At 51.1% G+C, this 22,330-nt stretch carries 20 protein-coding genes and 1 other RNA gene; 8 read left to right on the forward strand and 13 right to left on the reverse strand.

Annotation, left to right across the window (positions count from 1 at the left end; translation table 11 throughout):
• Positions 1 to 17: 17 nt before the first annotated feature.
• From nudK to IX84_RS01295, 3 genes are all read left to right on the forward strand, one after another.
• The gene (gene nudK, locus IX84_RS01285) at positions 18 to 602 is read left to right on the forward strand and encodes a GDP-mannose pyrophosphatase NudK (RefSeq protein ID WP_044215886.1); all 585 of its coding nucleotides are present in this window, start codon (positions 18 to 20) and stop codon (positions 600 to 602) included.
• A 72-nt stretch (positions 603 to 674) separates the two neighbouring features.
• On the forward strand, positions 675 to 1,115 hold the full coding sequence (locus tag IX84_RS01290) for a nuclear transport factor 2 family protein (RefSeq protein ID WP_202965189.1): 441 nt from the start codon (positions 675 to 677) through the stop codon (positions 1,113 to 1,115).
• Between the two features lie 3 nt (positions 1,116 to 1,118).
• Complete coding sequence (locus tag IX84_RS01295; protein ID WP_044215890.1) at positions 1,119 to 1,610, forward strand: GNAT family N-acetyltransferase; 492 nt, start codon at positions 1,119 to 1,121, stop codon at positions 1,608 to 1,610.
• 69 nt (positions 1,611 to 1,679) lie between these two features.
• Here the strand turns inward: IX84_RS01295 and IX84_RS01300 are convergent, their stop codons facing one another.
• The 3 genes from IX84_RS01300 to IX84_RS01310 all read right to left on the reverse strand — a co-directional run bounded on the left by IX84_RS01300 (position 1,680) and on the right by IX84_RS01310 (position 5,882).
• Positions 1,680 to 2,399, reverse strand: a complete 720-nt coding sequence (locus tag IX84_RS01300; RefSeq protein ID WP_044215891.1) for a hypothetical protein — start codon at positions 2,397 to 2,399, stop codon at positions 1,680 to 1,682.
• Positions 2,400 to 3,228: 829 nt separating this feature from the next.
• Positions 3,229 to 3,939: a hypothetical protein gene (locus IX84_RS01305; RefSeq protein WP_044215892.1), complete on the reverse strand. Its 711-nt coding sequence runs from the start codon at positions 3,937 to 3,939 to the stop codon at positions 3,229 to 3,231.
• Positions 3,936 to 5,882, reverse strand: a complete 1,947-nt coding sequence (locus tag IX84_RS01310) for a T9SS type A sorting domain-containing protein (RefSeq protein WP_044215894.1) — start codon at positions 5,880 to 5,882, stop codon at positions 3,936 to 3,938. Before IX84_RS01310 ends, IX84_RS01305 begins: the two co-directional genes overlap by 4 nt.
• An 885-nt stretch (positions 5,883 to 6,767) precedes the next feature.
• Between IX84_RS01310 and IX84_RS01320 the strand changes: the two genes are divergently transcribed.
• Entirely contained in the window at positions 6,768 to 7,892 is a 1,125-nt protein-coding gene (locus IX84_RS01320; protein ID WP_044215897.1) for an IS701 family transposase, read from the forward strand.
• 92 nt (positions 7,893 to 7,984) lie between these two features.
• Here IX84_RS01320 and IX84_RS01325 read toward each other — a convergent pair whose 3' ends face one another.
• The 6 genes from IX84_RS01325 to IX84_RS01350 form a co-directional block, all read right to left on the reverse strand.
• Positions 7,985 to 8,464: a hypothetical protein gene (locus tag IX84_RS01325; RefSeq protein ID WP_044215899.1), complete on the reverse strand. Its 480-nt coding sequence runs from the start codon at positions 8,462 to 8,464 to the stop codon at positions 7,985 to 7,987.
• Positions 8,465 to 8,522: 58 nt separating this feature from the next.
• Positions 8,523 to 9,854, reverse strand: coding sequence for a T9SS type A sorting domain-containing protein (locus tag IX84_RS01330; protein WP_044215901.1), 1,332 nt, complete (start codon positions 9,852 to 9,854; stop codon positions 8,523 to 8,525).
• A 25-nt stretch (positions 9,855 to 9,879) separates the two neighbouring features.
• Positions 9,880 to 11,844: a vWA domain-containing protein gene (locus IX84_RS01335; RefSeq protein ID WP_052515679.1), complete on the reverse strand. Its 1,965-nt coding sequence runs from the start codon at positions 11,842 to 11,844 to the stop codon at positions 9,880 to 9,882.
• Between the two features lie 164 nt (positions 11,845 to 12,008).
• A complete protein-coding gene (locus IX84_RS01340) occupies positions 12,009 to 12,500 on the reverse strand; it encodes a flavodoxin family protein (RefSeq protein ID WP_044215902.1) in 492 nt (163 codons plus the stop codon).
• On the reverse strand, positions 12,497 to 12,964 hold the full coding sequence (locus IX84_RS01345) for an OsmC family protein (RefSeq protein WP_044215904.1): 468 nt from the start codon (positions 12,962 to 12,964) through the stop codon (positions 12,497 to 12,499). The genes IX84_RS01340 and IX84_RS01345 overlap by 4 nt, the downstream gene beginning before the upstream one ends.
• Before the next feature lie 129 nt (positions 12,965 to 13,093).
• Positions 13,094 to 14,503, reverse strand: a complete 1,410-nt coding sequence (locus IX84_RS01350; RefSeq protein WP_044215906.1) for an aminotransferase-like domain-containing protein — start codon at positions 14,501 to 14,503, stop codon at positions 13,094 to 13,096.
• Between the two features lie 210 nt (positions 14,504 to 14,713).
• Between IX84_RS01350 and IX84_RS01355 the strand changes: the two genes are divergently transcribed.
• Positions 14,714 to 15,190, forward strand: a complete 477-nt coding sequence (locus IX84_RS01355; protein ID WP_044215907.1) for a retropepsin-like aspartic protease — start codon at positions 14,714 to 14,716, stop codon at positions 15,188 to 15,190.
• Positions 15,191 to 15,341: 151 nt separating this feature from the next.
• On the opposite strand, the gene IX84_RS01360 is transcribed toward IX84_RS01355, so the two are convergent.
• Both IX84_RS01360 and IX84_RS01365 read right to left on the reverse strand, forming a co-directional pair.
• Entirely contained in the window at positions 15,342 to 17,537 is a 2,196-nt protein-coding gene (locus IX84_RS01360; protein WP_044215909.1) for a xanthine dehydrogenase family protein molybdopterin-binding subunit, read from the reverse strand.
• 91 nt (positions 17,538 to 17,628) lie between these two features.
• Positions 17,629 to 18,090, reverse strand: coding sequence for a (2Fe-2S)-binding protein (locus IX84_RS01365; protein WP_044215911.1), 462 nt, complete (start codon positions 18,088 to 18,090; stop codon positions 17,629 to 17,631).
• A gap of 32 nt (positions 18,091 to 18,122) precedes the next feature.
• On the opposite strand from IX84_RS01365, the gene IX84_RS34285 reads away from it, so the two are divergent.
• On the forward strand, positions 18,123 to 18,251 hold the full coding sequence (locus tag IX84_RS34285) for a hypothetical protein (RefSeq protein ID WP_262501591.1): 129 nt from the start codon (positions 18,123 to 18,125) through the stop codon (positions 18,249 to 18,251).
• A gap of 61 nt (positions 18,252 to 18,312) precedes the next feature.
• On the opposite strand, the gene IX84_RS01370 is transcribed toward IX84_RS34285, so the two are convergent.
• Together IX84_RS01370 and IX84_RS01375 are read right to left on the reverse strand one after the other, a co-directional pair.
• Positions 18,313 to 19,389: a serine hydrolase domain-containing protein gene (locus tag IX84_RS01370; protein WP_044215913.1), complete on the reverse strand. Its 1,077-nt coding sequence runs from the start codon at positions 19,387 to 19,389 to the stop codon at positions 18,313 to 18,315.
• 601 nt (positions 19,390 to 19,990) lie between these two features.
• On the reverse strand, positions 19,991 to 20,962 hold the full coding sequence (locus IX84_RS01375) for a ketoacyl-ACP synthase III (RefSeq protein WP_044215914.1): 972 nt from the start codon (positions 20,960 to 20,962) through the stop codon (positions 19,991 to 19,993).
• A 284-nt stretch (positions 20,963 to 21,246) separates the two neighbouring features.
• Here IX84_RS01375 and ssrA point away from each other — a divergent pair.
• Both ssrA and IX84_RS01380 read left to right on the forward strand, forming a co-directional pair.
• Positions 21,247 to 21,625: a transfer-messenger RNA gene (ssrA, locus tag IX84_RS31795) on the forward strand.
• A 72-nt stretch (positions 21,626 to 21,697) separates the two neighbouring features.
• Complete coding sequence (locus tag IX84_RS01380; protein WP_044215915.1) at positions 21,698 to 22,297, forward strand: acyltransferase; 600 nt, start codon at positions 21,698 to 21,700, stop codon at positions 22,295 to 22,297.
• Positions 22,298 to 22,330 lie beyond the last annotated feature (33 nt).

The following is a 22,330-nucleotide window of genomic DNA, read 5'->3' on the forward strand; positions in this document are numbered from 1 at the left end:
TACGCAAAAGCTTAACTATGTCACCCGAAGTAAAAATCATCAAAAACGAATTACTCTCTGACAACTGGTACACCCTGCGCAAGATTACCTTTGACCTGCGCCGGGCGGACGGGCAATGGGAACGACAGGAACGCGAGGCCTACGACCGGGGCAACGGCGCTACCATCCTGCTCTACAACAAAGCCCGCCGTACCGTTATCCTGACCCGTCAATTTCGAATGCCCACTTACGTCAATGGCAATCCGGAAGGCCTCCTCATTGAAGCCTGTGCCGGGCTGCTCGATGCAGAAGGGGCGGCTGCGGGCATACAACGGGAAACGGAGGAAGAGACCGGCTACCGGGTAGAGGCACCACAGAAAATATTCGAGGCCTACATGTCTCCCGGCTCTGTTACGGAAATCGTCCACTTCTTTGTGGCCCCCTACAACGATGACATGAAAGTAGGAGAAGGCGGAGGCGTAGCGGCCGAGCAGGAACACATCGAAGTGCTGGAAATGAACTTCGACGAGGCCTGCCAGATGATTCAAACCGGAGCCATCCGGGATGCCAAAACCATATTACTCCTACAGTATGCTCAGCTTAACGGCCTGCTCGATAAGTAGCCCCAACTGCACTTCCTTTGCTTCAACGGGAACTCATTTGTACCGTTTGAAGCTTTTCATATAAATCTGTACATGAAAAAATGGTTTTGGGCACTGCCCATGTTTCTACTCATCAGTTGCCAACAGCTACCTATGCAAACCGAACAAAAGCGCGTAATTGAAGACTACATTCAGGCTTACAACCGCTTCGATGTAGACGGAATGGTTCAGCACCTGCACCCTTCCGTAGTCTTCAAAAACATCACCAACGGACAGACCGGCCTTCAGACCGAAGGCTTACCCGCCTTTCGTCAGCAGGCGGAACAGGCAAAACAATACTTCAGTCACCGCCGGCAAACCATCACAGCCTGGAAATTCAGCGGAGATACCGTCACCATTGAGATTGACTACGAGGGGCAGCTGGCCGTTGACCTGCCGAACGGACTTAAGGCCGGGGATACGCTCAGGCTCAGCGGGCAATCTGTTTTTGTTTTTGAAGGGCATCAGGTCATTGCCCTTACCGATAAAAGCTAATTTATGAAAGTAAATAATTTCACCATTCGCCCCATACGGCCGGAGGATACTGCCCGCATGGCCTACATCATCCGAGAAGTGATGACCGCCCACGGGGCTTCCGGAGAAGGTTTCTCCATCCACGATGCTGAAGTGGACGATATGTACACGGCTTATCAGGCTGACCGGTCGGCCTACTTTGTGATTGAGCGGGAGGGGATCATCTACGGTGGTGCTGGTATTGCCCCACTGCTCGGTGGCGACGAACACACCTGCGAATTGAAGAAGATGTACTTCCTGCCCGAAGCCCGTGGCAAGGGGCTGGCCGTTGCCATCGCAGACCGTTGCCTGGACGCTGCCCGTTCCTTCGGTTATCAGCGTTGTTACCTGGAGACCATTACCGAGATGGCTGCTGCCAACCGGTTTTACCAACGGTATGGGTTCAGGGCCCTGGACGGGCCGATGGGGGCAACGGGGCACAGTGCCTGTTCGGCGTTTTATGTGATGGAGTTGTAACGGTAAGGCAAAACATTTTTAGCCCCACTTACCGTTTTATGCCGTGTTATGTCCAGTTCATTCTTCTCTTCACCATGTATACCCCACAGTCAAGTCAAAACGCAATGGATTGTCCCATTCCCATGTTTGATCCGTTCTGGGGTCTTTGACAATACGATTGAGAATAGCCCGGTCAATCTTCTGAAAGTTGGCTACTCTGGAGTGCAGACCTATTATGAATTTACCAAGTCTGTTATTTACCCCAAGCCTCAATTGTATATCGTCCAACTCGAAAGTACCCTCTGAGTAAGGAAAAACTGCTCTGGACCGCTCCGTATGATCAATGCTCCTAAACACAAGAAAGCTGGAGGCTAATTCCCCTGAAATGAACCAGTGATCTCCTAACTCATAGAAAGCCAATAGAGACAGTGGTGTAAGAACCTTTTTATACCTATTTAGGAGCTTTAAAAAGTCTGTATCAAATTCACCCGGCTCTAAAAAAAATTTATGATCAAAAGGCCGAATAAATGTTGCTTTTTCATAACCTAATCCTAGCCCTAAAAAACTGCTAAATCTCCTGTTATGACAGACTTTTCTTCTTGCATTTAATCCAAAGTGATAGGTGCCCCAAAATTCTGGCTGGGTTCTCAATAAAGTTTCTCTTTCTGGCCTTGCATAGTCGAACAGTCTTTTGTCATGTGCTTCTATTCCGATATTTGCACTGACTATCCAGTCACCCAAGCCCTGGGCTTGGCAGCATACTGCCTGGATGGCGAATAAAACTCCGAGCGTTAAAATCTCCTTTTTCATAGTTCATCTTTTTTTTCGCAAAAAATGAATAGTGAAATACTTACAAGACTATTTGAAAGCTGAACTGAGCGCCAGAATAGCTACAGCAATTACCGGTTTGACAGTAAACTACTCTCTTGTTCTGTATTTTTACTTTTATGTTTGAGCGATGATCAAATTTACCCCCCTCCCCCGCGACATTTCAAAATTTTTGGGCTTTTTTTTGAGAAAAAACATTGTAGCTGGTATAAATCTGGTGGCAAGGGATGTAAGCTACAATAGATTTTATTAATGTAGGTTTTGTATAGACCATGGATTAGGATTTTTTGTCAGATCAAAGAGCGCCCGGAACCTCGCAGCCTTAGCTACGAAGGTGAGGACGTGATGCAGAGCTGGCGAAAAAGGCAATTCAGGGGCATACAAAATTTACTTTAATAAAATCTAATGGTTTTGCTGTAGCGGCGCAGCATTTGTGGGGGTGCTGATCAGGGTTCAGGCAAAGCGATCGGTTGTGAATTTGGAGGCAGGCTGCCTGGGTTAGAGCCTTGCAAGAGCTTTCTCCTGGCCCCTTACAGGCTCTTCGGCAGGTTTTCCCATGTAAAGCTGGGGCAGAGCTCCTGGAAATGCCCAGGCTTAAGCTCTACACCAGCTAGCAGACGTCCTGTCGGGGAGTTTTCTCCCGGTCTTTGCTGGGAGCCGGCAGGTTTTCCTAAAAATTACCATTCCAGCGGGGGCAACCGGGCACAGTGCCTGTTCGGCGTTTTATGTGATGGAGTTGTAACGGTAAGGCAAAACATTTTTAGCCCCACTTGCCGTTTTATGCCGTGTTATGTTCAGTTCATTCCAAGCTTCACCAGGTGTATCCTACGGTCAAGTCAAAACGTAATGGATTATAACACTCCCATGTTTGATCCGTTCTGGGGTCTTTGACAATTCGATTGAAAATAACCCTGTCAATCTTTTGAAAGTTGGCTACCCTTGAACGGAGGCCTATAATGAAGTTCCCACTCCTGTAATTCACCCCAAGCCTCAACTGGATATCATCTAATTCAAAAGTGCTTTCTGTATAAGGAAAAGAAATGGAGTTATTCGAAGTAGTATTGTCAATGCTTCTAAAAACAAGAAGATTGTTTGCTAATTCCACTGAAATCAACCAATGACCTCCTAATTCGTAGAAAGCTGATATAGACAAAGGTGCTAAAATCTTTTCATAATTGTCAGCTACTAGTAATATCTCTCTAAAGTCCCCAAAGTGTCCTTGATCAAAAGGTCTTAAGAAAGTAGAGTTTTCATAATTCACTCCCAGTCCTATAAGATTGCTGAACCTCTTGCCTTGCCAAACTTTTCTTCTCGCCTTTACTCCAAAATGGTAGGTGCCCCAAAACTCTGGCTGCTTTCTTAACAAAGCTTCCTTTTCTGGCCTTGCATAATCGAACAGTCTTTTGTCATGCGCTTCAATACCGGCATTTACACTGACTATCCAATCACCAATGGTTTCTATTTGGCAGTATACCGATTGAATGACAAATAAAACACCAACAGTTAAAACCATCTTTTTCATAGCTTTACTATTTTTTCGTGAAGAATCGTTCCATTCACATTCAATTGCAGCACGTAAAGGTCAGATGGCAAATCAGCCATGTTCACTTTGAAGTGATGGGAGGGCTCTTCAATCATTTTCACCACTTTTCCATCTATAGAAATAAGGCTGGCGGCTATTCTTGTGCCAGACATATATCCCGAACATGCTACCTCAATAAACTCATTTGCTGGGTTAGGAAAAACATCCGCTTTAAATTTCGCTGCTCCTGACAATGTCTCCCCTTGTTCGCCCACACATATTTCAGTTGGAAATGAGTGTAATTCAAAAGTGCACGGCCTTCCTACAAATAAGTCGTACTCTACTTCGGCATCATTGCATCCCTCGGCTGATAGTGTATAAATAAGAGTTGCAGGCCCTGAAGAAGTAGCATTTCCCCAAAGTGAAGCTGTGACTCCGTTTCCACTACCCGGTGATGCAAATAAATTCGCTGGTTCGACTCGCCAAGTGACTGTCTTGGCACAAGGCATATTGTTTATCAAGGTATAAGTTTGAGGATCAGTGCATAAAACTTCTGGACCTTGGATAAATGGATGCTCCATACAATCCATAGTATTCGGGTTTGTGGAAGCTCCCAGCCAGTCTCTTAGTCTTGAGTCTGGCGTACCATTTCCTTCCCACGAAGCATTAACTCTGCCAGCCCATTTATTCTCTATATTTGTACATGTTAAAATAGGACCTCCTCGGTGTTGGGCAAAAACTCTACCACTATCCCCAAAATAAGGAGCCCCTGAAGATCCTCCTTCTAAAATTCCATAATCACCATCTACTCCATTTGATATTTCTACCCTTACGTATCTGCCCGCGACGATATTTGGCGGATAATTCAAAGTTTCATCGTTTTCAATGACTGCCACTTCATTATCAAAAGTAATTTTCTTAATATCTCCACGAGGATGATGCAACACTGTGGTAGTTTGACTAGCATTACCGCTTCTATCCCATCCTGTAAATGATACTCTATCCACAGGTCTTATATTCTGAATCAACTCAAGCAAGCTAAAATCAGTACCTCCCCAGCTTGAACGCAATTCCGCGCCCATGTATGTTACCCAACCTGTAGGAGGATTGCTACCGTTTGCACACTCGGGAGATTGCCAATTAAATCCAAAAAGATAGTCATCTAGGTTTTCCCTTATGCAATGATTAGCAGTAAGCACATACGCTGAAAGATCGCAACAATCATTATTAACAACAGCCCCTGTACATGTTCCTCCATTATCTGCCAATACCCTACAGATAGATTCTATTTGGCACCCCCAATCATTGCCTTCTTCACAGGCTACATTTCTGTTGCAATCCGCAGATGTTCCAAAAGCTGTATTAAAAGATTGATCGTCGATTCCATGATAAAAGGAGCTAATCTGAATTTTAGGCTCTTCATAACTTGGAATGAAAATGGTAATATGTACTTTACTACCCTTAACGTAATCTGATCTAAACTTTTTATCGTATAAGTCTCTTGATGAAACTGGACCAACTAAAAATCGGGATTTCTCGTTATAAATGTACATGATTCCGTCTTCGTGGATCTCAGTATTTTCAAATTTAAGACCTATAGCTTTAGCACCAAAACTCTCTATCTCCAGGCTCCAAATAATAAAATTATCCTTACGGGATATCTTACCATCTTCTGTAACAATATCAATATCTTGCTTGATGCCTATTTTTTGCATTTCTTTTCCAGTTTGTCGATCCTCCTGAAGCACTGCTTCAACATCTACATATGGTGCGTTGACTATCGGAATCTCTTCGTCAGGGTTATACCACGGGATATAGTTCTCGATTTTGTCTTCTGGTGGTAGCACTCTTGTGATAACCTGACCAAAAGATTCCGAAATGTTTGTCAAGGCAATCAACCCTACTAAAATGAAATACTTGAGAGTTCTATTTTCGATTTTCATAATATGACTGTCTTTGATTAAAATTTGGTTTCAATCTTGTCCGAAATTGCACATACTCCCCTCTACACGAGACCGTTATTAGCGCAAAGAATAAGAAAACTCGGTACAATTACTCGAAATGAACGGAGCGCCCGAACGACATAGGGTTTTGAAATCAAAACTAATTCTGCGAAGAATCAATTTTTCGGTTTATTATGTGCTTTTTTATTTGAGCGATGAACAAATTTACCCCCCCGCGATATTTCCAAATTTTTTGGGCTTCTTTTTCAAAAAAACATTGTGGCTGGTACAAATCAGGTGGCAAGGGATGTAAGCTGCAATGGGGTTTGCTGTAACGGCGCAGCATTTACGGGGCTACTGGGAAGGGTTCAGGCAAAGCGGCCGGTTGTTATTTTGGAAGCAGGCTGCCTGGGTTAGGGCCTGGCTAGTGCGACTAGACCGAATTACCTGCTGGTTTTTCACCCCTGTAGCCCTTGCCATTGCTGCACTTTAAATGGTCAAGCATTTACGGATCAATCCACTAGAGCTTTCTCCTGGCCCCTTACAGACTCTCCGGCAGGTTTTCCTAAAATCACCATTTCAATGTCCCATGCAAAGCTGGGGCAGAGCTCTTGGAAATGTCCAGGCTTAAGCTCTACACCAGCTTACTAACGTCCTGTCGAGGAGCTTTCTCCCGGTCTTTTCTGAGATCCGGCAGGTTTCCCTAAAAATCACCATTTCAGTTGGGGCAACCGGGCACAGTGCCTGTTCGGCGTTTTATGTGATTGGGTTATAAGTGCGATCCTTGGTGCTGTTCGGTTATTAACTGACCTTTCGCACGCGAAATATTTGGAAAATTGATTAATAATGTCAGGGCAGTTATCTTGCAGCTCAAAGGAGCGAAAGATGAAAGACCCAAAGTTACTAGACTTGTATTCGGACTACCTGCTGGCATCGTTTCGCATGGCGACAGCCACCGGCTTGTCCGAGCTGACCGATCAGGCACTGAGCCATGACAAGATCAGCCGTTTTTTAGGGCAGGAAGCCTTCACGGCAAAGGACTATTGGCGTTGCATAAAGCCTTTGGTACGTAAAGTGGAGCACCCGGACGCGGTCATCAAGATAGATGACACGATCGAGGAGAAGCCGCACTCTACGGAGAATGAAGTGGTCACTTGGCACTGGGACCACTCCAAGAAGCCGAAAGCGGGGCACACCAAAGGGATCAACATCCTGAATTTCCTTTACCAGAGCCCACAGGGCATAGAGCTGCCTGTTGCTTTTGAGATCGTGCGCAAGTCGCAAGAATACGTGGATACCAAAAGCGGGCAGGTAAAGAAGCGCAGCCCCCGCAGCAAGAACGAGATGCTGCGCGACCAGCTTTTTGCACTTGTCAAATACAACCGCGTGCCCTTCCGCTATGTGGTCTGGGACACTTGGTTTGCTGCCAAGGAGAACTTTGAGTTCGTGCACTATGAGCTGGGCAAGCATTTTATCAGTGCCTTAAAGAGCAACCGCAAGGCTGCCCTTACCATGGAAGACAAACTGGAAGGCAAGTTCCACCGAGTCGACGGGCTAGAACTGCAAGCAGGCCAGGCCATTACTGTTTACCTTAAAGGGCTGGACTTCCAAGTCCAGCTGGTCAAACAGGTCTTTATAAACCAAGACGGCTCAACTGGAGACTTGTACCTGGTCACCAACGATCTGGAGCTAAGCGGCCCAGCTATCTGCACAACCTACGGGACACGCTGGGGAGTGGAGGTATTCCACAAATCGCTCAAACAAAACGTGGGGCTGGAAAAGTCCCCCACCAAGCACGAGACATCCCAGTGCAACCATGTTTTTGCTGCCATGATTGCCTGGACTAAACTCGAACTGCTGTCTGCAAAAGAGCAGACCAACCACTTTGCCCTAAAAACCAAAATTTATGTCAATGCCCTCAGGGCGGCTTTTCAAGAGGTGCAAAGGCTCAAAGCCTATGTCCCTGCAATTGGGCCGCCAAACGGGCTAGCCACCCCTCTTTTGGGGTAAGGCTTTGATTAACTTGTTCATGCGAGTGCTTTTTCAGTGCCATGCACTGAGTGGGATTGCTGTGCCAAGCACCCTGAATACTGCTAATTTTTTCAATTATCATAACCTTTCGCGTGCGAAAGGTCAGTTATTAAGTAAATCGTCTGCATACGAGCGATCTTCCATACGCCCTTTTCCTGAACCATAAAGCGGGCTTCACGGGCCAGTCCTTGTGGGATTTTTTTAGTGTAAAAAACCCAAGCGGTCTTGCCAAAGTACTCGATGTGGTAATCTACTTCCACTTCCGGTACTTCAATGGGCTCGGGATGCTCGCGAATGTGATCAACGGTATGCTGCCGGATCGCCTCCCAACCTGAAAACACTACAAAATCAGTATCGCCTCCATACATTTTGGAGGCGTAACTGACGTGCGCCCATTGGGCGGCCCATTTTGAAAGGTTGCGTTCGCAAAAATAACGGGTCTCATCTTTCAGGGTTTGTATAATCTGGCGTTCGGCGGCCTTCGAAGGCAACCAGGGCGTTTGGCAGGCTGTGAGCCAGGAGAGGAGGATTAGATGGAGAATGTACTTCATCGTGTTTTTCCTCAAAGCTAGCTTGCGGATAGTGGGGCGGATAGTAAAAAGGCGACTTTCAATGTACCACCAAAAGGCTAGCCCCCCAGCGCTCCGGTCCGGCGGCAGCCTCCAGGCGGTAGGAGCCTGCGGGCAATTGGGCAACGCTAAAGGTGGTCTCCCCCATCTCAACCGCTTTCCAGTCCCTGACTGGCTGACCAGCAGCGTTATAAAGGGTGATACGCTCTGCAAAGGCAGGTACCTTAAGCGTAACCTCCGTACGGGCCGGATTCGGAAAACAACCGAAAGCAACCGGTACTGCCTGAGCAGCGGCCGGTGCCTCCGGCTGATCTGAGGTACAACTGTAGAAATCGTCGATCTTTTTAGTTTGCATTTGTAGCCAGGTGCTCAAATCCGAGCGCACGGCATCACCAGTCAGGATAGGCTGGCGGTGCAGCTCGGTACTGCCCGGCGTATCTTCCAGCCAGGCGTACTGCCCACCAGTTTGCAGAGCCATACTTTGCAGGAGGTACTCTCCCTCTGCATTCAGTCCACTACAGGCAATGGGCCACAAAGCGACTCCTTTCTGCGCAGCCCATTGAATGGCACGGCGCATTCTTTCTGCAGCCTCAGGCGTCCGGGCAGGTTTTGCGTCCGTGAGGTAGACGAGTACCCGGGCTGGGGCAGCGGTATCCCAATCCGCATGCGCCAAAGCGGAGAGCAAGAGCGTATCCATAGCTTCCTCATCGGGGCCGCCGCCAGCCGCCTGAATGGTGAATGCCGGGGCTGACCCGCTACTGATATCCTGAATGAGGAAGCGCTCGCCTGCATCTCTGGCAAGATAGATGGGATGCTCCTGAGCGGTGAGTGAATTCAACAGCCCCTCGAACTCATCTCGCATGGAATGGGTGGCATCCAGCAAAAAGCGGATGTCCGCTCCCTTAAGTTCCTGGCAGGGCACGTCCAAAACCAGTGTTGTCGTTCCTCCGGAAGAGCGGTTGCCGTCAATCGCTACGGCCATTTCCCGGTTGCCCAGGCTGACCACCAGTTGTTTAGCCGCTCCGGTGCCCGGTACCCACGCTACAGCGGTTCCATTTAGGTTTGACCAACTACTCCACAGGGTTGCCCCATCCTCATCATTGAGGCGCACCTGAGCATTGGCTACAGGCTGCCCTTGCTTGTTCAGGACCTTCACCGGAAATGGCCGGGCGTAATTCAATTGCCAGTACTTTTCATAAGCCTTAAAATCATTTTTAAGGGTAGCCTGCCAGGCCTCCATAGAGGGTAGAGCCGCCCAGCTGGAAAGGGGCAGGGTGTCCAGAGGCTGATTTGCCTGCCCTGCGTGACCGGTAGTGGCGAAGTGAGCCAGAGCAAAAAGCAGTAGTGCAAGATTCAAAATCGTCTTTTTCATAGCCATTAATTTTGGAGGATGAGATTTATTTCTGCCCGGCCTTTGCCAGCTGTGCCGTCAGGTTTTCGGTTTGTTTGATCAGTTCAACGAAGTCTGCCCGGTAGTTTTCCAGGTCATCCTGACGGGCCTGATCGGCCAGTTCCCGGGCCAGGCTAAGGGTAGCCAGCCCTTTGTGTTTGGAATCCCGCAGGCAATGTGCATAAGTCGCTACTGCGGCTGCGAAGCGGAAGTTTTCAGAGGTTTGTTCAAGCAGTTGGGCATCGCCTGGCAATTCGTGTTTCAGGTAGCGGCTCTGGGACTCGGCCGGCTCTTTGTAGCGGAGATGGAGCGTGCCTAAAGGTTCGCCTTCCGCACCCGGTTGGGGCACAATTTCGTAAAGGGCGGTTACCGTATGCCCTGCCCCCAGCTCCCCGGCATCCTTGGAGTCGTCTTCAAAATCTTCTTTGTCCAGCAGGCGGTTTTCGTAACCGATGAGGCGGTACGTTTGCACGGTAGCAGAATCAAACTCCACCTGCAGCTTCACATCCTTCGCAATCGCAAATAAAGTGCCTGCCATCTCAGTGACCAGGACTTTTTCGGCTTCCTTGATGCCATCAATATAGGCGTAGTTGCCGTTGCCTTTATTGGCCAGTATCTCCAGGCGATCGTCTTTGTAGTTGCCGGTGCCAAAGCCCAGCACGCTGAGGTAGATGCCCGTAGCCCGCTTTTCAGCAATGAAGGCCTCCAGTTCCTCCGGGCTGGAAATACCGACATTGAAATCGCCATCAGTCGCCAGGATGACCCGGTTGCTGCCATTGGGCTGAAAGTACTGCCTGGCCAGTTCGTACGCACGCTGCAAAGCGGCTCCCCCAGCTGTGCCTCCGCCAGAGCCCAGCCCATTGACAACGTTCATGATCTTTTCCTTTTGGTCGCCGGACGTGGGCAACAGTGCCACCTGAAAGCCCCCTGCGTAGGTGACGATGGAGACCCGGTCCTGCGCCCTCAGTTCTTCCGTGAGCAACCCCAGGGCCTGCTTGACCAGTGGGAGCTTGTTAGGGCTGCCCATAGAACCAGAGACATCAATTAGGAAAACCAGGTTGGCAGGAGGCGCATCCACCGGGCTGGCTTCAAACCCCTTGATGCCAATGTGCAGCAGCTGATGCCCTTCCTTCCAGGGGCAAGGGCCTAGCTCGGTCTCCACGGCGAATGCATTGCCCGCCTCCGGCAGTGGGTAGGCATAGTCAAAGTAATTGATGAGTTCTTCCGTGCGCACAGCATCAGCGGGAGGCAATTGCCCGGCTGCAATAAACCGGCGGACATTGCTGTATGCGGCTTTGTCAACGTCGATGGAGAAGGTGGAAAAGGCTTCTGTTCCCGCAGCAATAAACTCGTTTTCCACGATCTCGGCGTAGCCTTCACCGGCAGCTGTTGGAGCTTGTTCGGGGATGGCATTGCCCTGCACCCGGGTGCCATCCACATAATAATCGGTGGCATTGCTGCGGGAGCCGCGGATTTTCAATTCATTAGAAGCCTTGGCACCCGAAACACCCGCAGTTGTGGCAGCAAGGCTGTTGAGGTTGCGGGTGGGCAAATTTCTTATTTGATCACTGACTATTGTCGCTCCCTGCGTGCAATTGTCCTGAGTCACCAAAGGGACTTTATAGCTCGTCACCACTACTTCATCCAGGTTGACCGCATCTGCAGTCATTTCGATATCCAGCTTATTGGCTTTGCCTGCATAGACGAGCACCCTTTCGACACGCTGCTTGGTGTACCCTATGTAGGACGTCTCAACGGCGTAGGTGCCGGGATCGAGGCTTGCAAAGCGATAGTAGCCATCGATGTCCGTTTCCGTACCGGTGATAAGCACACCGTGTTTATAAAGTGCTACTGAAGCGAAAATAACCGGCTCACCAGTATCATCGGTCACCCTTCCGGACAGGGAGGTTTGGCTGATAAGGGGCAGGGCCAGTACCAACAGGGCCAGCAGGGCCAGTAGTTTTGTTTTCATAGCTAATCATTTTCACCGGGCAGTAACTTTACTGCGTCCGGAATTGGTGCCAAGATAGCCGCATTCCCCGCCGGGCGCGAACCGGATTGCGGGCATATGTCAGGTTGCTAAAATCAGAAAGAACACAAAACCACTTTTTAAATAGCTAACTAAAGCGCAATACGTCAGCTTCCTAAGCCGTTTAAGAACCGGTTCAACTCCTCCTCCCGGAGCTCATCAGCAAGGGTATGCAGATGCCCCCGGTATTCCATCCCCAGGTATCCTGCGGTCTTCGAAAAGGGCAGCCAGAAATCCTCACCCAGATTATTGCCAATGGAAACGGCAATGGCAGCCATAGCTTTACCTCTGAGCTGCCGCCCAAGGTCTTGCTCAATGGTGAGCAGGTCGGTGAGCCGGTCGAAGAAAACTTTCATCACACCGCTCATAGCATACCAATACACAGGAGTTGCCAGTAAAAATAGCTCATACTGCCCGATAAGCGCCCGCATCAACTCTAGGTAGTCGTCCTCCCGGTTGGCATGCTCGTAATCGTAGTGGCTGATGTTGTAATCATTAAGGTCGATGACTGGCCAGCCGGACAATTGAGCCAGCATTTGGACCAATCGGGCGGTATCCCCATCCCGGCGGGCACTGCCTACGATGATCACTCCTCTCATTGCACCTGGATTTTTGCCTTACAACTTACCTTGAAATTACAGGAATTCGCAATAAAGCACAGCTGATGTGCCCGCTCGTGCAGTGCCTCCGCTTGTTCCTGTTTGGCAGTTTCGAGAATGGTCACCAACGGGCGCAGCTCTACCCATTCAAAATGCCCGCCTCCATCGGGCGTTTGCAGCATTTGCCCGGACGGCTCGTCTTCATATGCCACAACGGTAATGCCCGCTTCGGCGCAAAGGTGTAGGTACCAGAGCTTATGGCAGGCTGAAAGGGAAGCAACGAGCATCTCCTCCGGGTTGTAGCGTTCCGGGTTGCCACGGAATGCAGGGTCGGCACTGCCATACAGGGTGGGCTTGCCAGGCGCGTTGATTTCGTAATCCCGGCTGTAAGCGGTGTAGTTCCGGGTGCCGCTGCCGGTGTTGCCGGTCCATTGGAGGTGGAGTTGGTAATGGTGCTTTTTCATACTCCAAAATTAAGAATATAGCCCTTATATCGTCCCAACCAGTACGGCAAAAACCAGGCAGGCCAGTCCGGAAATATCGTTGTGGTTTCAATTTTCGTTTGTAATTTAGAAACAAACCCGGCGATATGATCAATACTCCCTGATGATCCTTCCAAGCTGCGCCAGTGCCGATATACGTTCATCGGTCAGGGGCAGCCCCAGGCTGATCCGCAGGAAGGTATCGTACCGGTCACCTGGAGAAAAAACCGTACCGGGAACGATGCCTATGCCTGCTGCCCGGGCCTTCCGGTAAATCTCCATCCCGTTTTTGCCGTTCCGGAGTGACAGCCAACCGACCAAGCCACCCGGCGGCAAATGGGTATCAACTACGTCCCCCATATACTCTTCAACCAGCTTAAAATGTTGTGCCACCCGTATCCGCATCTCCCGGCGTAAGCGGCGCATGTGGCTATCGTAGCGGCCTTTTGCCAGAAAGTGCGAAAGCGCCGCCTGGGATAAGCCGGAAGTAGACAGATTGTGTACGATTTTCTGTTCGTACACGGCCTCGTAAAAGCGCCCAGGGATTACCCAGCCGATGCGCAGCCCCGGCGTCAGGGTTTTTGATAACGAGTTGCAATAAATCACCCACCCTTCCTTATCAAAGGTCTTGATGTTGACCGGGCGCTGCCCCTCGTAGAACAGTTCGCCGTAGATGTCATCCTCAATCACCGGCACCTGATACCTCGCGGCCATACCGGCAATGGTTTCCTTATCCGATGTGGAAAGCAACGCTCCGTTGGGATTATTGAAATTGGGGATAAGCACTACTGCTTTGACGCGCCCTGATGCCATCGCTTCCCGGAGTGCATGCGTCATTGTTCCTGACCGTCCATCAGAGGGCATTGGCAGTACCTTCAACCCGAGTACTTCCATGAGGCGCAGGGTACCAAAGTATGCCGGATCGCTTATGGCCACGGTATCTCCAGGCCGGGTCAGTGCGCGCAGGCTGAGTGCCATGGCTTCCATACAACCGGCAGTGATTAGTACCTCCGACTCGTGAAAAGCCTGCCCCCAGCTTAGCGCCAGTTTGCAAATATTGCGGCGTAGCTCCGGCAACCCACGGCTGTCTGGATAGCGGGTACAGACTTCCGGATGCGCCTGACAAGCCTTCCGGATGCTTTTATGAATCCGGTCTCCCGGCAACAGATCAGGGCCAGGCACACCCGTGGAAAAGTCAATCAACCCCGGTTGCCGGGATGCTTCCACCACCTCCTGAATCAGGGATTTCTTAGCTACCGCTCGGCTTCCGTCCCCATTACCGGGAGCCGCCTTTGGCAGTTGTTCCTGTACAAAATAGCCTTGTTTGGGCCGGGCCGTAATCAGCCCTTCTGCCTCCAGCTTGTAATAGGCATTGAAAATCGTAGTCGGGCTCACACCCAATTCCCGGCTAAACACCCGGACTGATTTGAGCTTGTCCCCGGGGCGGTAATTACCGTGTTGAATATGGGTTTTGATCTGTAGGTAGATGTCTTCGTAGAGGTATCGTTTGTCACTGATCATAGCTAATAGGTTAAATCATCTTTGCCATTTAACAATGAAGGCCTAAAAATCGTGCAGGCCAGATCCTAAAGCTTTGCTCCTCCAGTATTACCGTGAACACTGTATTTCCGGGCTTTTGAAACTGATATGCTCAAAAAGCGCCGAACTGACTATTTCCCGGGCTTCTGAAGGACTGTAATTTCGTGCCCATCACCATCAGACTCATTGACTATGAAAGACCTTTTCCTCGTTCTCCTCTTATTCCTGTTTAGCAGTACTGCCGTACTCAAGGGGCAGCAGGACACCCTCAGGCTGGCATTAGACCAGGTCAGGCGGGTACTGCTTACCCATCTGCCGGTAAATGGGCAGGATGCCTACTTTCTTGTCGATACCGGTTCCGGTATTTCTCTGATCGACCAGCAGGAGGCAGAAAGGCTTGACTTTGCCTTCCACCCGGAAAACAGGCAGGGCAAAATCTACGGCCTGGGCGGAACGGCACGGTTCATGGTCACCTCGAATATCCGGGTATCTTATCAGGGCGAACGGCTGCGGGGTTGCCGGTTCTATACCACAGACCTGAGCCTGCTTCAGGATTTCAAGCTTCCCAAACGGTATAAGATATCGGGCATACTGGGCGCAGATTTTTTTCACCGCAACCATGCTATCCTTGATTTCGAGCAGGCGCAGATATTGCTCACCCGGCGGTAAAGCATACTATTTTGAGTTAAAGGGGGCGCGGTGCAGGCTATGCTCCTGCGCTCCCCGCTCAAAGAAAAAGGCGCATGGTACCCCACACGCCTGAGTTTTATTTTTTGTTTTAATTCGTAGAAGGGCACCGGTCCCGCCGGTGCCCGTTTTGTTACCCCAGTACTTCATTCTCTGAAACAAAAGGCTGCCGGTAGATGCGCTGCCCGGTAGCCCGGTAAAGGGCATTAGCCAGAGCCGACTGAATGGGTGGCAGAGAAGGTTCGCCCAGCCCGGTTGGATCAATACCATTATCCACAAAGAAGGTTTCGATCTCCAGTGGGGCCTCCGAGTTGCGGATCAGCCGGTAACGGTCAAAGTTTTGCTGCTCTGGGCTGCCGTTTTTGAAGGTGATGGCGCTGTACATCGCATGCCCGATGCCATCGACGATGCCGCCTTCAATTTGGTTGCGGGCGGCATCAGGGTTGACCACAATACCGCAGTCTACCGCGCACCATACTTTTTTGATCCGGGGGGTGCTGCCTTGCATTTCCACATCCACCACCTGCGCCACGTAGCTGTTATGGCAGTAGTAGGCCGAAACGCCCCGGTGCAGGCCCGGTGTGGGCTTGCCCCAGCCTGCTTTCTCCTTCACCAGCTTTAGTACGCCGGCATAGCGGGCAGCATCGTAATCGTTATTCTCCCCAACCGGCGACTGCTGTGCTTTTTCAAACAGCTGCAAACGGAAATCAATGGGGTCCTGCCCGGTGACTTCCGCTATCTCATCGATAAACGCCTGCTCAGCGTAGGCCATAAAGTTGGAACGGGGCGCCCGCCAGGCACCGGTGGAGATATTGGAGCCCAGGTCGTGGTGCTCTGCCAGATAGTGGGCTACGGCACCGGCAGGAAAACGGTTTTCGAAGACCGGGCTGCCATGCACCCCTGCCCCACGCACGTGGAAGGCCAACAGGTTATTGTCCGCATCGAGCGCCGCACGGTACTTCACTTTGTAGGCCGGGCGGTAGGTGCCCTGCGTCATATCATCCTCACGGGTGTACACGAGCTTGACCGGTACGCCGGCTTTTTGGGAAATCAGCGCAGCTTCAGAGCCAAAGTTGCCGTACAGGCGCCGGCCAAAACCACCACCCATCCGGGTCAGCATTATGGAGACCTGTGCTTCTTCCATGCCCAACAGCGCCGCTACGGTCTTGCGCAGGGAAGCCGGGGTTTGGATAGGGCCTTCGAGTTCAGCCTTGTCAGCCGTCACATTAGCGTAGAAGTTCATCGGCTCCAGGGTATTGTGCGCCAGGAATGGTGCGGCGTAGGTCCGCTCAATCACTTTGGCAGCGCCCTGGAAAGCTTTGCCCGGATCGCCATCGCGGCGGGCGGGCTCATCGGCGGCTTTGTCCATGAGCTCAGACAGGGCGGCTTCATGGCCGACCGAAGACTCCGGCGATTCCGCAGTTTCCCACTCTACGCTGAGGGCTTTCTTCGCCTGCATGACCTCCCAGGTAGAGCGGCCGACAATAGCCACCAGTTCCGGGAAAGCATTGGTATCCGACCACTGCAGTTCGATCCCCTCCGGTGCAGCATTAATGGCAAAGACCTGCTCCACGCCAGGCATATTAAGGACCTCCTCTGCATTAAACGATTTGAGCTTTTGCCCAAAGGCCGGCGGATGGGCAATCATGGCGATGCGCATGCCTTCTTTCTGTACATCCAGTCCGAAGAGCGGCTTACCGGTCACGATTTCTTGGGCGTCCACATTTTTGCGGCTGGTGCCGATTATTTTGAAATCTTTAGGGTCTTTTAGTTCCACTTCTTCGGGCACTTCCAGGGTAGCCGCTGCAGTCGCCACGGCACCGTAATCAATGGATTTGCCACTGCTTTTGTGGTGAATGGTGCCCTGCTCAGTGGTCAGTTCGGATACAGGCACATCCCATTCTTTGGCCGCTGCTTCCATAAGCATACGCCGGGCGGTAGCACCGGCAGTACGGAGGCTTTTCCAGCTTTGACGGATGGATTGGCTGCCGCCCGCCACCTGACGGGTGAATTTTTCGGTATCCAGCCCGGCCTGTTCCACCACGACTTTTTGCCAGTCGACATCGAGTTCCTCAGCCACGATCATGGGCATGGAGGTCTTGACATTCTGGCCGATTTCCGGATTGGGCGACATGATGGTCACCACGCCATTATCCCCGATTTTCAGAAAAGCGTTGATATCGGTCCAGGATTCCGGGATTTCCAGTCCGGTTTCGGGCTCGCGGGCGCAGGAAGACAGCCAGCCAAAGCCCAGGAGCATGCCGCCGCCGGCAGCAGCGGAGACTTTCAGGAAGGATCTGCGGTTAACTGCAGTTTTTATAGTAGACATAATTGAGAAGTTCGATTTAGGAATAAGGTTGAAGGCGCAAATGCTTAGTAGTTTGACGGGAATAAATGATATAATTTTGATTCTCCGTCACTTAGCCCATTTTAGCAGAAGCTGTTTTGACCGCTGCTTTTACGCGGGTGTAGGTACCGCACCGGCAGAGATTGCCATTCATAGCCGCTTCGATTTGCGCATCGGTGGGCTTGGGCGTATTGGCGAGGAAGGCAGAGGCCGTCATAATCTGGCCCGCCTGGCAATAACCACATTGCGGCACATCGTGCTCGAGCCATGCCTGCTGTACCGGATGATCGCCTTTTTCGGAAAGACCTTCGATGGTGGTGATGGACTTGTCGCCCACCGCTGATACAGGCAGGGAGCAGGATCGCATAGCAGTGCCATTGAGATGAACCGTGCAAGCGCCACACTGACCGATGCCACAACCGTACTTCGTGCCGGTCATTTGGAGATGGTCGCGCAATACCCAAAGCAGTGGTGTCTCTGGTGCTACCTCTACCGTTTGAGGTTTACCGTTAATTTGGAGTGTAAAGCTAGCCATTGGAAGGAGTTTTGGTTACAACTGGTAAGGTAATGAAAAAACGCCGGAATGGAAGTGAGCGGGAGGGGATTCTGTTGTTTATTGTTAACCTCATTGCCCGGGACATGAGCAAAAGCCCGCACCTCATCGAAGCGCGGGCCAGGCATATCCCAAAATGCTAAGGGCCCGGAGAAGAATAACTTCCCCATTTGATATGGCTATTTTTCCTCCGGCCCCTAATGCTTAAAATTCATGTATCGCGTAGGTTTCCATCATCTGATCCAGGGTACTGCGCTGCCCTTCCTGATTGCTTAGGGCAATGAACAGCCCATCGGACTCAGGGAACAAGGCAATGAGCGAAGTGAAGCCGTCCACATCTCCGCCGTGGAAATAAACCAGTTCTCCCTGTATGCGGATGGCAAACCAGCCCAGCCCAATGGAGGTGGCATCATCCTGTGCGGGAGCAGGGAAGACGGCTGCCTGCTCCAGGCCGGTGAGCAAATCGCCCATCCAGGCATCACCCCATTTTTCCATATCTCCTATCGTACTGGCCCAGTCGCCCGCACCGAAGGCAACCGACATGGGGTAGGGCTCCACCGGTGCACCGTTCAGGTAGCCCACCGCTTCGCCTATTTTACCGAAGTCGTTGGCGCTGGGATAAGTGTCTGACATATTCAGGTACTCCAGCGCGGTAGATTGCAGGTACTCGTGGTAGGGCTGGCCTGAAAGTGCTTCCACAAGTGTGGCCAGAAGTAGGTAATTGGCGTTGCAATAGTGGAAATTGCTACCAGGCTCAAAGAGCAATTCTTCTTCCTGTAAGGCCTCTGTATAGGCATCCACGATGTCCTCTGGTGTGAGGAAGGCATTTTGTTGCTCGTACAATTCTTCAAAGGTCGCAACGTGGTCCGGCAATCCGGAAGTATGCGACATAAGGTGCCGCAGGGTGATCTGACTGCCGTAAGGAAAATCGGGCGCAAATGCACTGATGGTTTGGTCGAGGCTTTCGATCAGCCCTGTTCTTTGCAGTTGCAAAATGCCCAGCACGGTGAATGCCTTAGACATGGAGCCAATACGGAATTTGGTGTCTGTGGCATTCATGATGCCCTCCCCTGCCCTTGCCTCTCCAAAGCCCTGACGGATGAGGTCCTCATCGCCCTTGCGCAGCAACATGCTGCCCTGAAACCCGGAGGCTTGGGCATAATCCAGGGCATTGGTGTAAGAAGGGGTGGGGGTCGGCACCACCATGTCATCGTCTTCACAGGAAGTAAACAGAATGACAATAGACAGGAGGATTGGAAAAAAGAAAAACAGGTTTTTCATAGGTGACTTCAATTTTGTCGGGTGTAAAAAGTGGGTGATTTCTTAAAAACGGGTGATTTCTAAATCATTTGAAACTAACAACAGCACAAAGATGCAGGGCATTGTGCGGGCAATCGTCCGGAAATGAAATCCTGAACGTGTGTGGTAAATCCGAACTTTGGGGCGGTAAGAATAGAATCTATGGAAGGGGAACAGGCTGTCGGCTGTTAATCAGGCTTTTGGCAATGACAGGCAGAGTATCTGGTTGGAGTGGGTACACCTGCGGAAGTCATCGCCGGGCGTCCTCTTCTCGCCCGGTGCTCTCTCCGTCTTGGGTAGTTTGAATACGAGCCAACTAAAAGCGCACCGGGTGAATCCCCCGGCAATGGCTGGACGTAGTGCACCCGGTGAGGCTGCCTCGCCGGGCGCGCTCTCCGTCCGACGTAGTTTGGGAACGAAGTCGGTACTTTCGCCCGGCGTACTGCCATGAGCACACGAAATACGCATCGGGTGAATGCCCGGGGCATGGCCCGACTTGATGCACCCGGTGAGCACACAACAGCCTCCGTGCATCAAAAGCTAATTAATTACAACCTAAAGGCAGATAGACAAAGTACCGATTCTACATGCCCCACTCCACAACAGTCCCCGCATAGGAAAGCCCGCCACCAAAGCCGAGCAGCATCACTTTATCGCCTTTTTTGACCTTGCCGGCTTTGACGCCTTCGTTCAGGGCCAGTGGGATGGAAGCGGAGGAGGTGTTGCCATAGACGGATAGGCTTTCGAGGGCTTTTTCCACCGACAGGCCGATGCCTTTGCAGATCGCCTCAATGATGCGCATATTGGCGCTGTGGGGTACGAACCAGTCGATGTCATTGATCGTCAGGTTGTTCTTTTCCAGCAATACTTTGACCTGCTCAGTCATGCGGTTGACCGCCCATTTGAAGACCTTGCGGCCGTTTTGGTAGATTTTGCCGCTGGCTTTGATGGGCTCGCCATTGATCATCGTAGATTGATTGGACAGGTAGAGGTCCTGACCTCCGCTGCCTTCGGCGCCCACAATACAGGCTCCTATGTTGCCTTGTTCCGATGCCTCCACCAATACCGCCCCGGCGCCATCACCAAACAGGATGCAGGATGTGCGGTCAGAAAAATCGATGACTTTTGAAAGCACTTCCGCTCCAATAACGAGTACTTTGCGCTGCATGCCGGACTCGATCATGCTTTTCGCTAAAGCAATACCATAGCCGAACCCTGCACAAGCCGCTGCAATATCAAGCGCTCCTGCCTGCCGGATACCCAGCCGGTGCTGTAAGACTGCTGCCACGCTGGGCATGACGTGGTCATGGGATACTGTAGCGAGCAGGATGAAGTCCACATCGCTCAGGTCTTTACCGTAGGTTTTAGCCAGGTTGAGGGCGGCTTTTTCGCTGAGGTCTCCGGTGTACTCATTTTGGCGGGCAAAGTGGCGGGTTTTTATGCCGGTACGGGACTGAATCCATTCATCGGAGGTCTCAATGAAGCCTTCAAAGTAGTGGTTATCAATAATTTGCTCTGGTGCATAGGCACCGATGGCTGTGATTTTCGCTTGCATGTGTTAGGGTGTTATCGGCTGAGGCTCTGATTATTAAAGTCTTTTTGCGGTGCAAAAATAGATTTTATTCGCTATTTAGCAAGCTTAAAATGTCTGGCGGTGAATAGTCAGTTTTTACTTTTTTTGCTACCGATTGAACTAATGGCAGGCTTTGAGATGTTATGGGTATAGTTCTTTGAAAGCTGAAAGATTCAGTTTTCCCATAACAAAATGTCAAAACTGCTGATGGTGCCGATGGCGCTTCAGTACAATCAGCCAAGGCTTAACAAGCCTGGCTACAGAATGGGGACGTACTGGAATCGACAGGGAAGTAAACTGGTAAGTAAGCATGCCGGAGCACGATAGTTCACTCCGTTAACAAATGGCTATTAACACTTTTACATGGCAATACACAGTATGCCATGGCTGCCTAAGACTAGGTCTTAGAAAGCCTTTGTGCCGTACGCTTGACGCCTAATACACAGCGTGCCGCATATCAACCAACCCTTTAGGCTAGTGGTCTGCCCTGCTCCGAACAGACTGCGAAATTAAGGAGCTAAGGCTTGGTCATAGGTGGGTACCGCGACCTCCCCCAAGCTCGAAAACCTCAATGTGGTACTAAGCATGTAGAAGGCTTATGAGTGCTTTCGCTGGACGCGAGTTCGACTCTCGCCGTCTCCACAACAATAAGGCTACCGCTTCTTTACGGAAGGGTAGCCTTTTTTTATTTTTACCCACAACCAATTCAACCACTACATGATCTACGCTTTCAAAGGCTTCATTCCCGTTGTCCACGAATCGGCTTTCGTCCACCCTCAGGCGGCTGTGACCGGTAATGTTATCATAGGCAGGGATGTGTATATCGGGCCCGGCGCAGCGATCCGGGGCGACTGGGGCGGCATCGTGATCGAAGACGGCTGCAATGTGCAGGAAAACTGCACCATCCACATGTTCCCTGGGGTGACGGTGCGCCTGGAAGCATCGGCACATATCGGGCACGGTGCCATTATCCACGGAGCGCATATTGGCCGGAACTGCATGGTAGGCATGAACAGCGTCATCATGGACAATGCCGTCATCGGGGCGGAGTCTATAATCGGGGCCCTCACTTTCGTGAAAGCTAAAGCAGCAATCCCGCCCCGCAGCCTGGTGGTGGGCAATCCGGGCAAAGTCATCAAGACCGTAAGCGACGAAATGATCGCCTGGAAGACCAAAGGCACACAGCTGTATCAGACCCTGCCGGGCGACTGCCACGCCACGCTGAAGCCGGTTGAGCCCCTTCGGGAAATCCCGGCTGACCGCCCCCGGCAGGAAGCGTTGTACGCAACCTGGGAGGCGATCAAACGGGAAGAATAATAAAGAGCTTATTGGGATTTTACACTTCGGGCT

Origin of the sequence: Phaeodactylibacter xiamenensis (assembly GCF_000759025.1) — a bacterium.
In the GTDB taxonomy this organism is placed as follows: Bacteria; Bacteroidota; Bacteroidia; order Chitinophagales; family Saprospiraceae; genus Phaeodactylibacter; species Phaeodactylibacter xiamenensis.

Excerpts from the sequence above, each read along its gene's own strand:
- IX84_RS01340 (WP_044215902.1), bottom strand. The coding sequence starts at position 12,500 with ATGAGAGGAGTGATCATCGTAGGCAGTGCCCGCCGGGATGGGGATACC.
- IX84_RS01380 (WP_044215915.1), top strand. The coding sequence starts at position 21,698 with ATGATCTACGCTTTCAAAGGCTTCATTCCCGTTGTCCACGAATCGGCT.
- IX84_RS01350 (WP_044215906.1), bottom strand. The coding sequence starts at position 14,503 with ATGATCAGTGACAAACGATACCTCTACGAAGACATCTACCTACAGATC.
- IX84_RS01375 (WP_044215914.1), bottom strand. The coding sequence starts at position 20,962 with ATGCAAGCGAAAATCACAGCCATCGGTGCCTATGCACCAGAGCAAATT.
- IX84_RS01325 (WP_044215899.1), bottom strand. The coding sequence starts at position 8,464 with ATGAAGTACATTCTCCATCTAATCCTCCTCTCCTGGCTCACAGCCTGC.
- IX84_RS01360 (WP_044215909.1), bottom strand. The coding sequence starts at position 17,537 with ATGTCTACTATAAAAACTGCAGTTAACCGCAGATCCTTCCTGAAAGTC.
- IX84_RS01320 (WP_044215897.1), top strand. The coding sequence starts at position 6,768 with ATGAAAGACCCAAAGTTACTAGACTTGTATTCGGACTACCTGCTGGCA.
- IX84_RS01295 (WP_044215890.1), top strand. The coding sequence starts at position 1,119 with ATGAAAGTAAATAATTTCACCATTCGCCCCATACGGCCGGAGGATACT.
- IX84_RS01310 (WP_044215894.1), bottom strand. The coding sequence starts at position 5,882 with ATGAAAATCGAAAATAGAACTCTCAAGTATTTCATTTTAGTAGGGTTG.
- nudK (WP_044215886.1), top strand. The coding sequence starts at position 18 with ATGTCACCCGAAGTAAAAATCATCAAAAACGAATTACTCTCTGACAAC.
- IX84_RS01305 (WP_044215892.1), bottom strand. The coding sequence starts at position 3,939 with ATGAAAAAGATGGTTTTAACTGTTGGTGTTTTATTTGTCATTCAATCG.
- IX84_RS01355 (WP_044215907.1), top strand. The coding sequence starts at position 14,714 with ATGAAAGACCTTTTCCTCGTTCTCCTCTTATTCCTGTTTAGCAGTACT.
- IX84_RS34285 (WP_262501591.1), top strand. The coding sequence starts at position 18,123 with ATGAAAAAACGCCGGAATGGAAGTGAGCGGGAGGGGATTCTGTTGTTT.
- IX84_RS01365 (WP_044215911.1), bottom strand. The coding sequence starts at position 18,090 with ATGGCTAGCTTTACACTCCAAATTAACGGTAAACCTCAAACGGTAGAG.
- IX84_RS01290 (WP_202965189.1), top strand. The coding sequence starts at position 675 with ATGAAAAAATGGTTTTGGGCACTGCCCATGTTTCTACTCATCAGTTGC.
- IX84_RS01335 (WP_052515679.1), bottom strand. The coding sequence starts at position 11,844 with ATGAAAACAAAACTACTGGCCCTGCTGGCCCTGTTGGTACTGGCCCTG.
- IX84_RS01345 (WP_044215904.1), bottom strand. The coding sequence starts at position 12,964 with ATGAAAAAGCACCATTACCAACTCCACCTCCAATGGACCGGCAACACC.
- IX84_RS01300 (WP_044215891.1), bottom strand. The coding sequence starts at position 2,399 with ATGAAAAAGGAGATTTTAACGCTCGGAGTTTTATTCGCCATCCAGGCA.
- IX84_RS01330 (WP_044215901.1), bottom strand. The coding sequence starts at position 9,854 with ATGAAAAAGACGATTTTGAATCTTGCACTACTGCTTTTTGCTCTGGCT.
- IX84_RS01370 (WP_044215913.1), bottom strand. The coding sequence starts at position 19,389 with ATGAAAAACCTGTTTTTCTTTTTTCCAATCCTCCTGTCTATTGTCATT.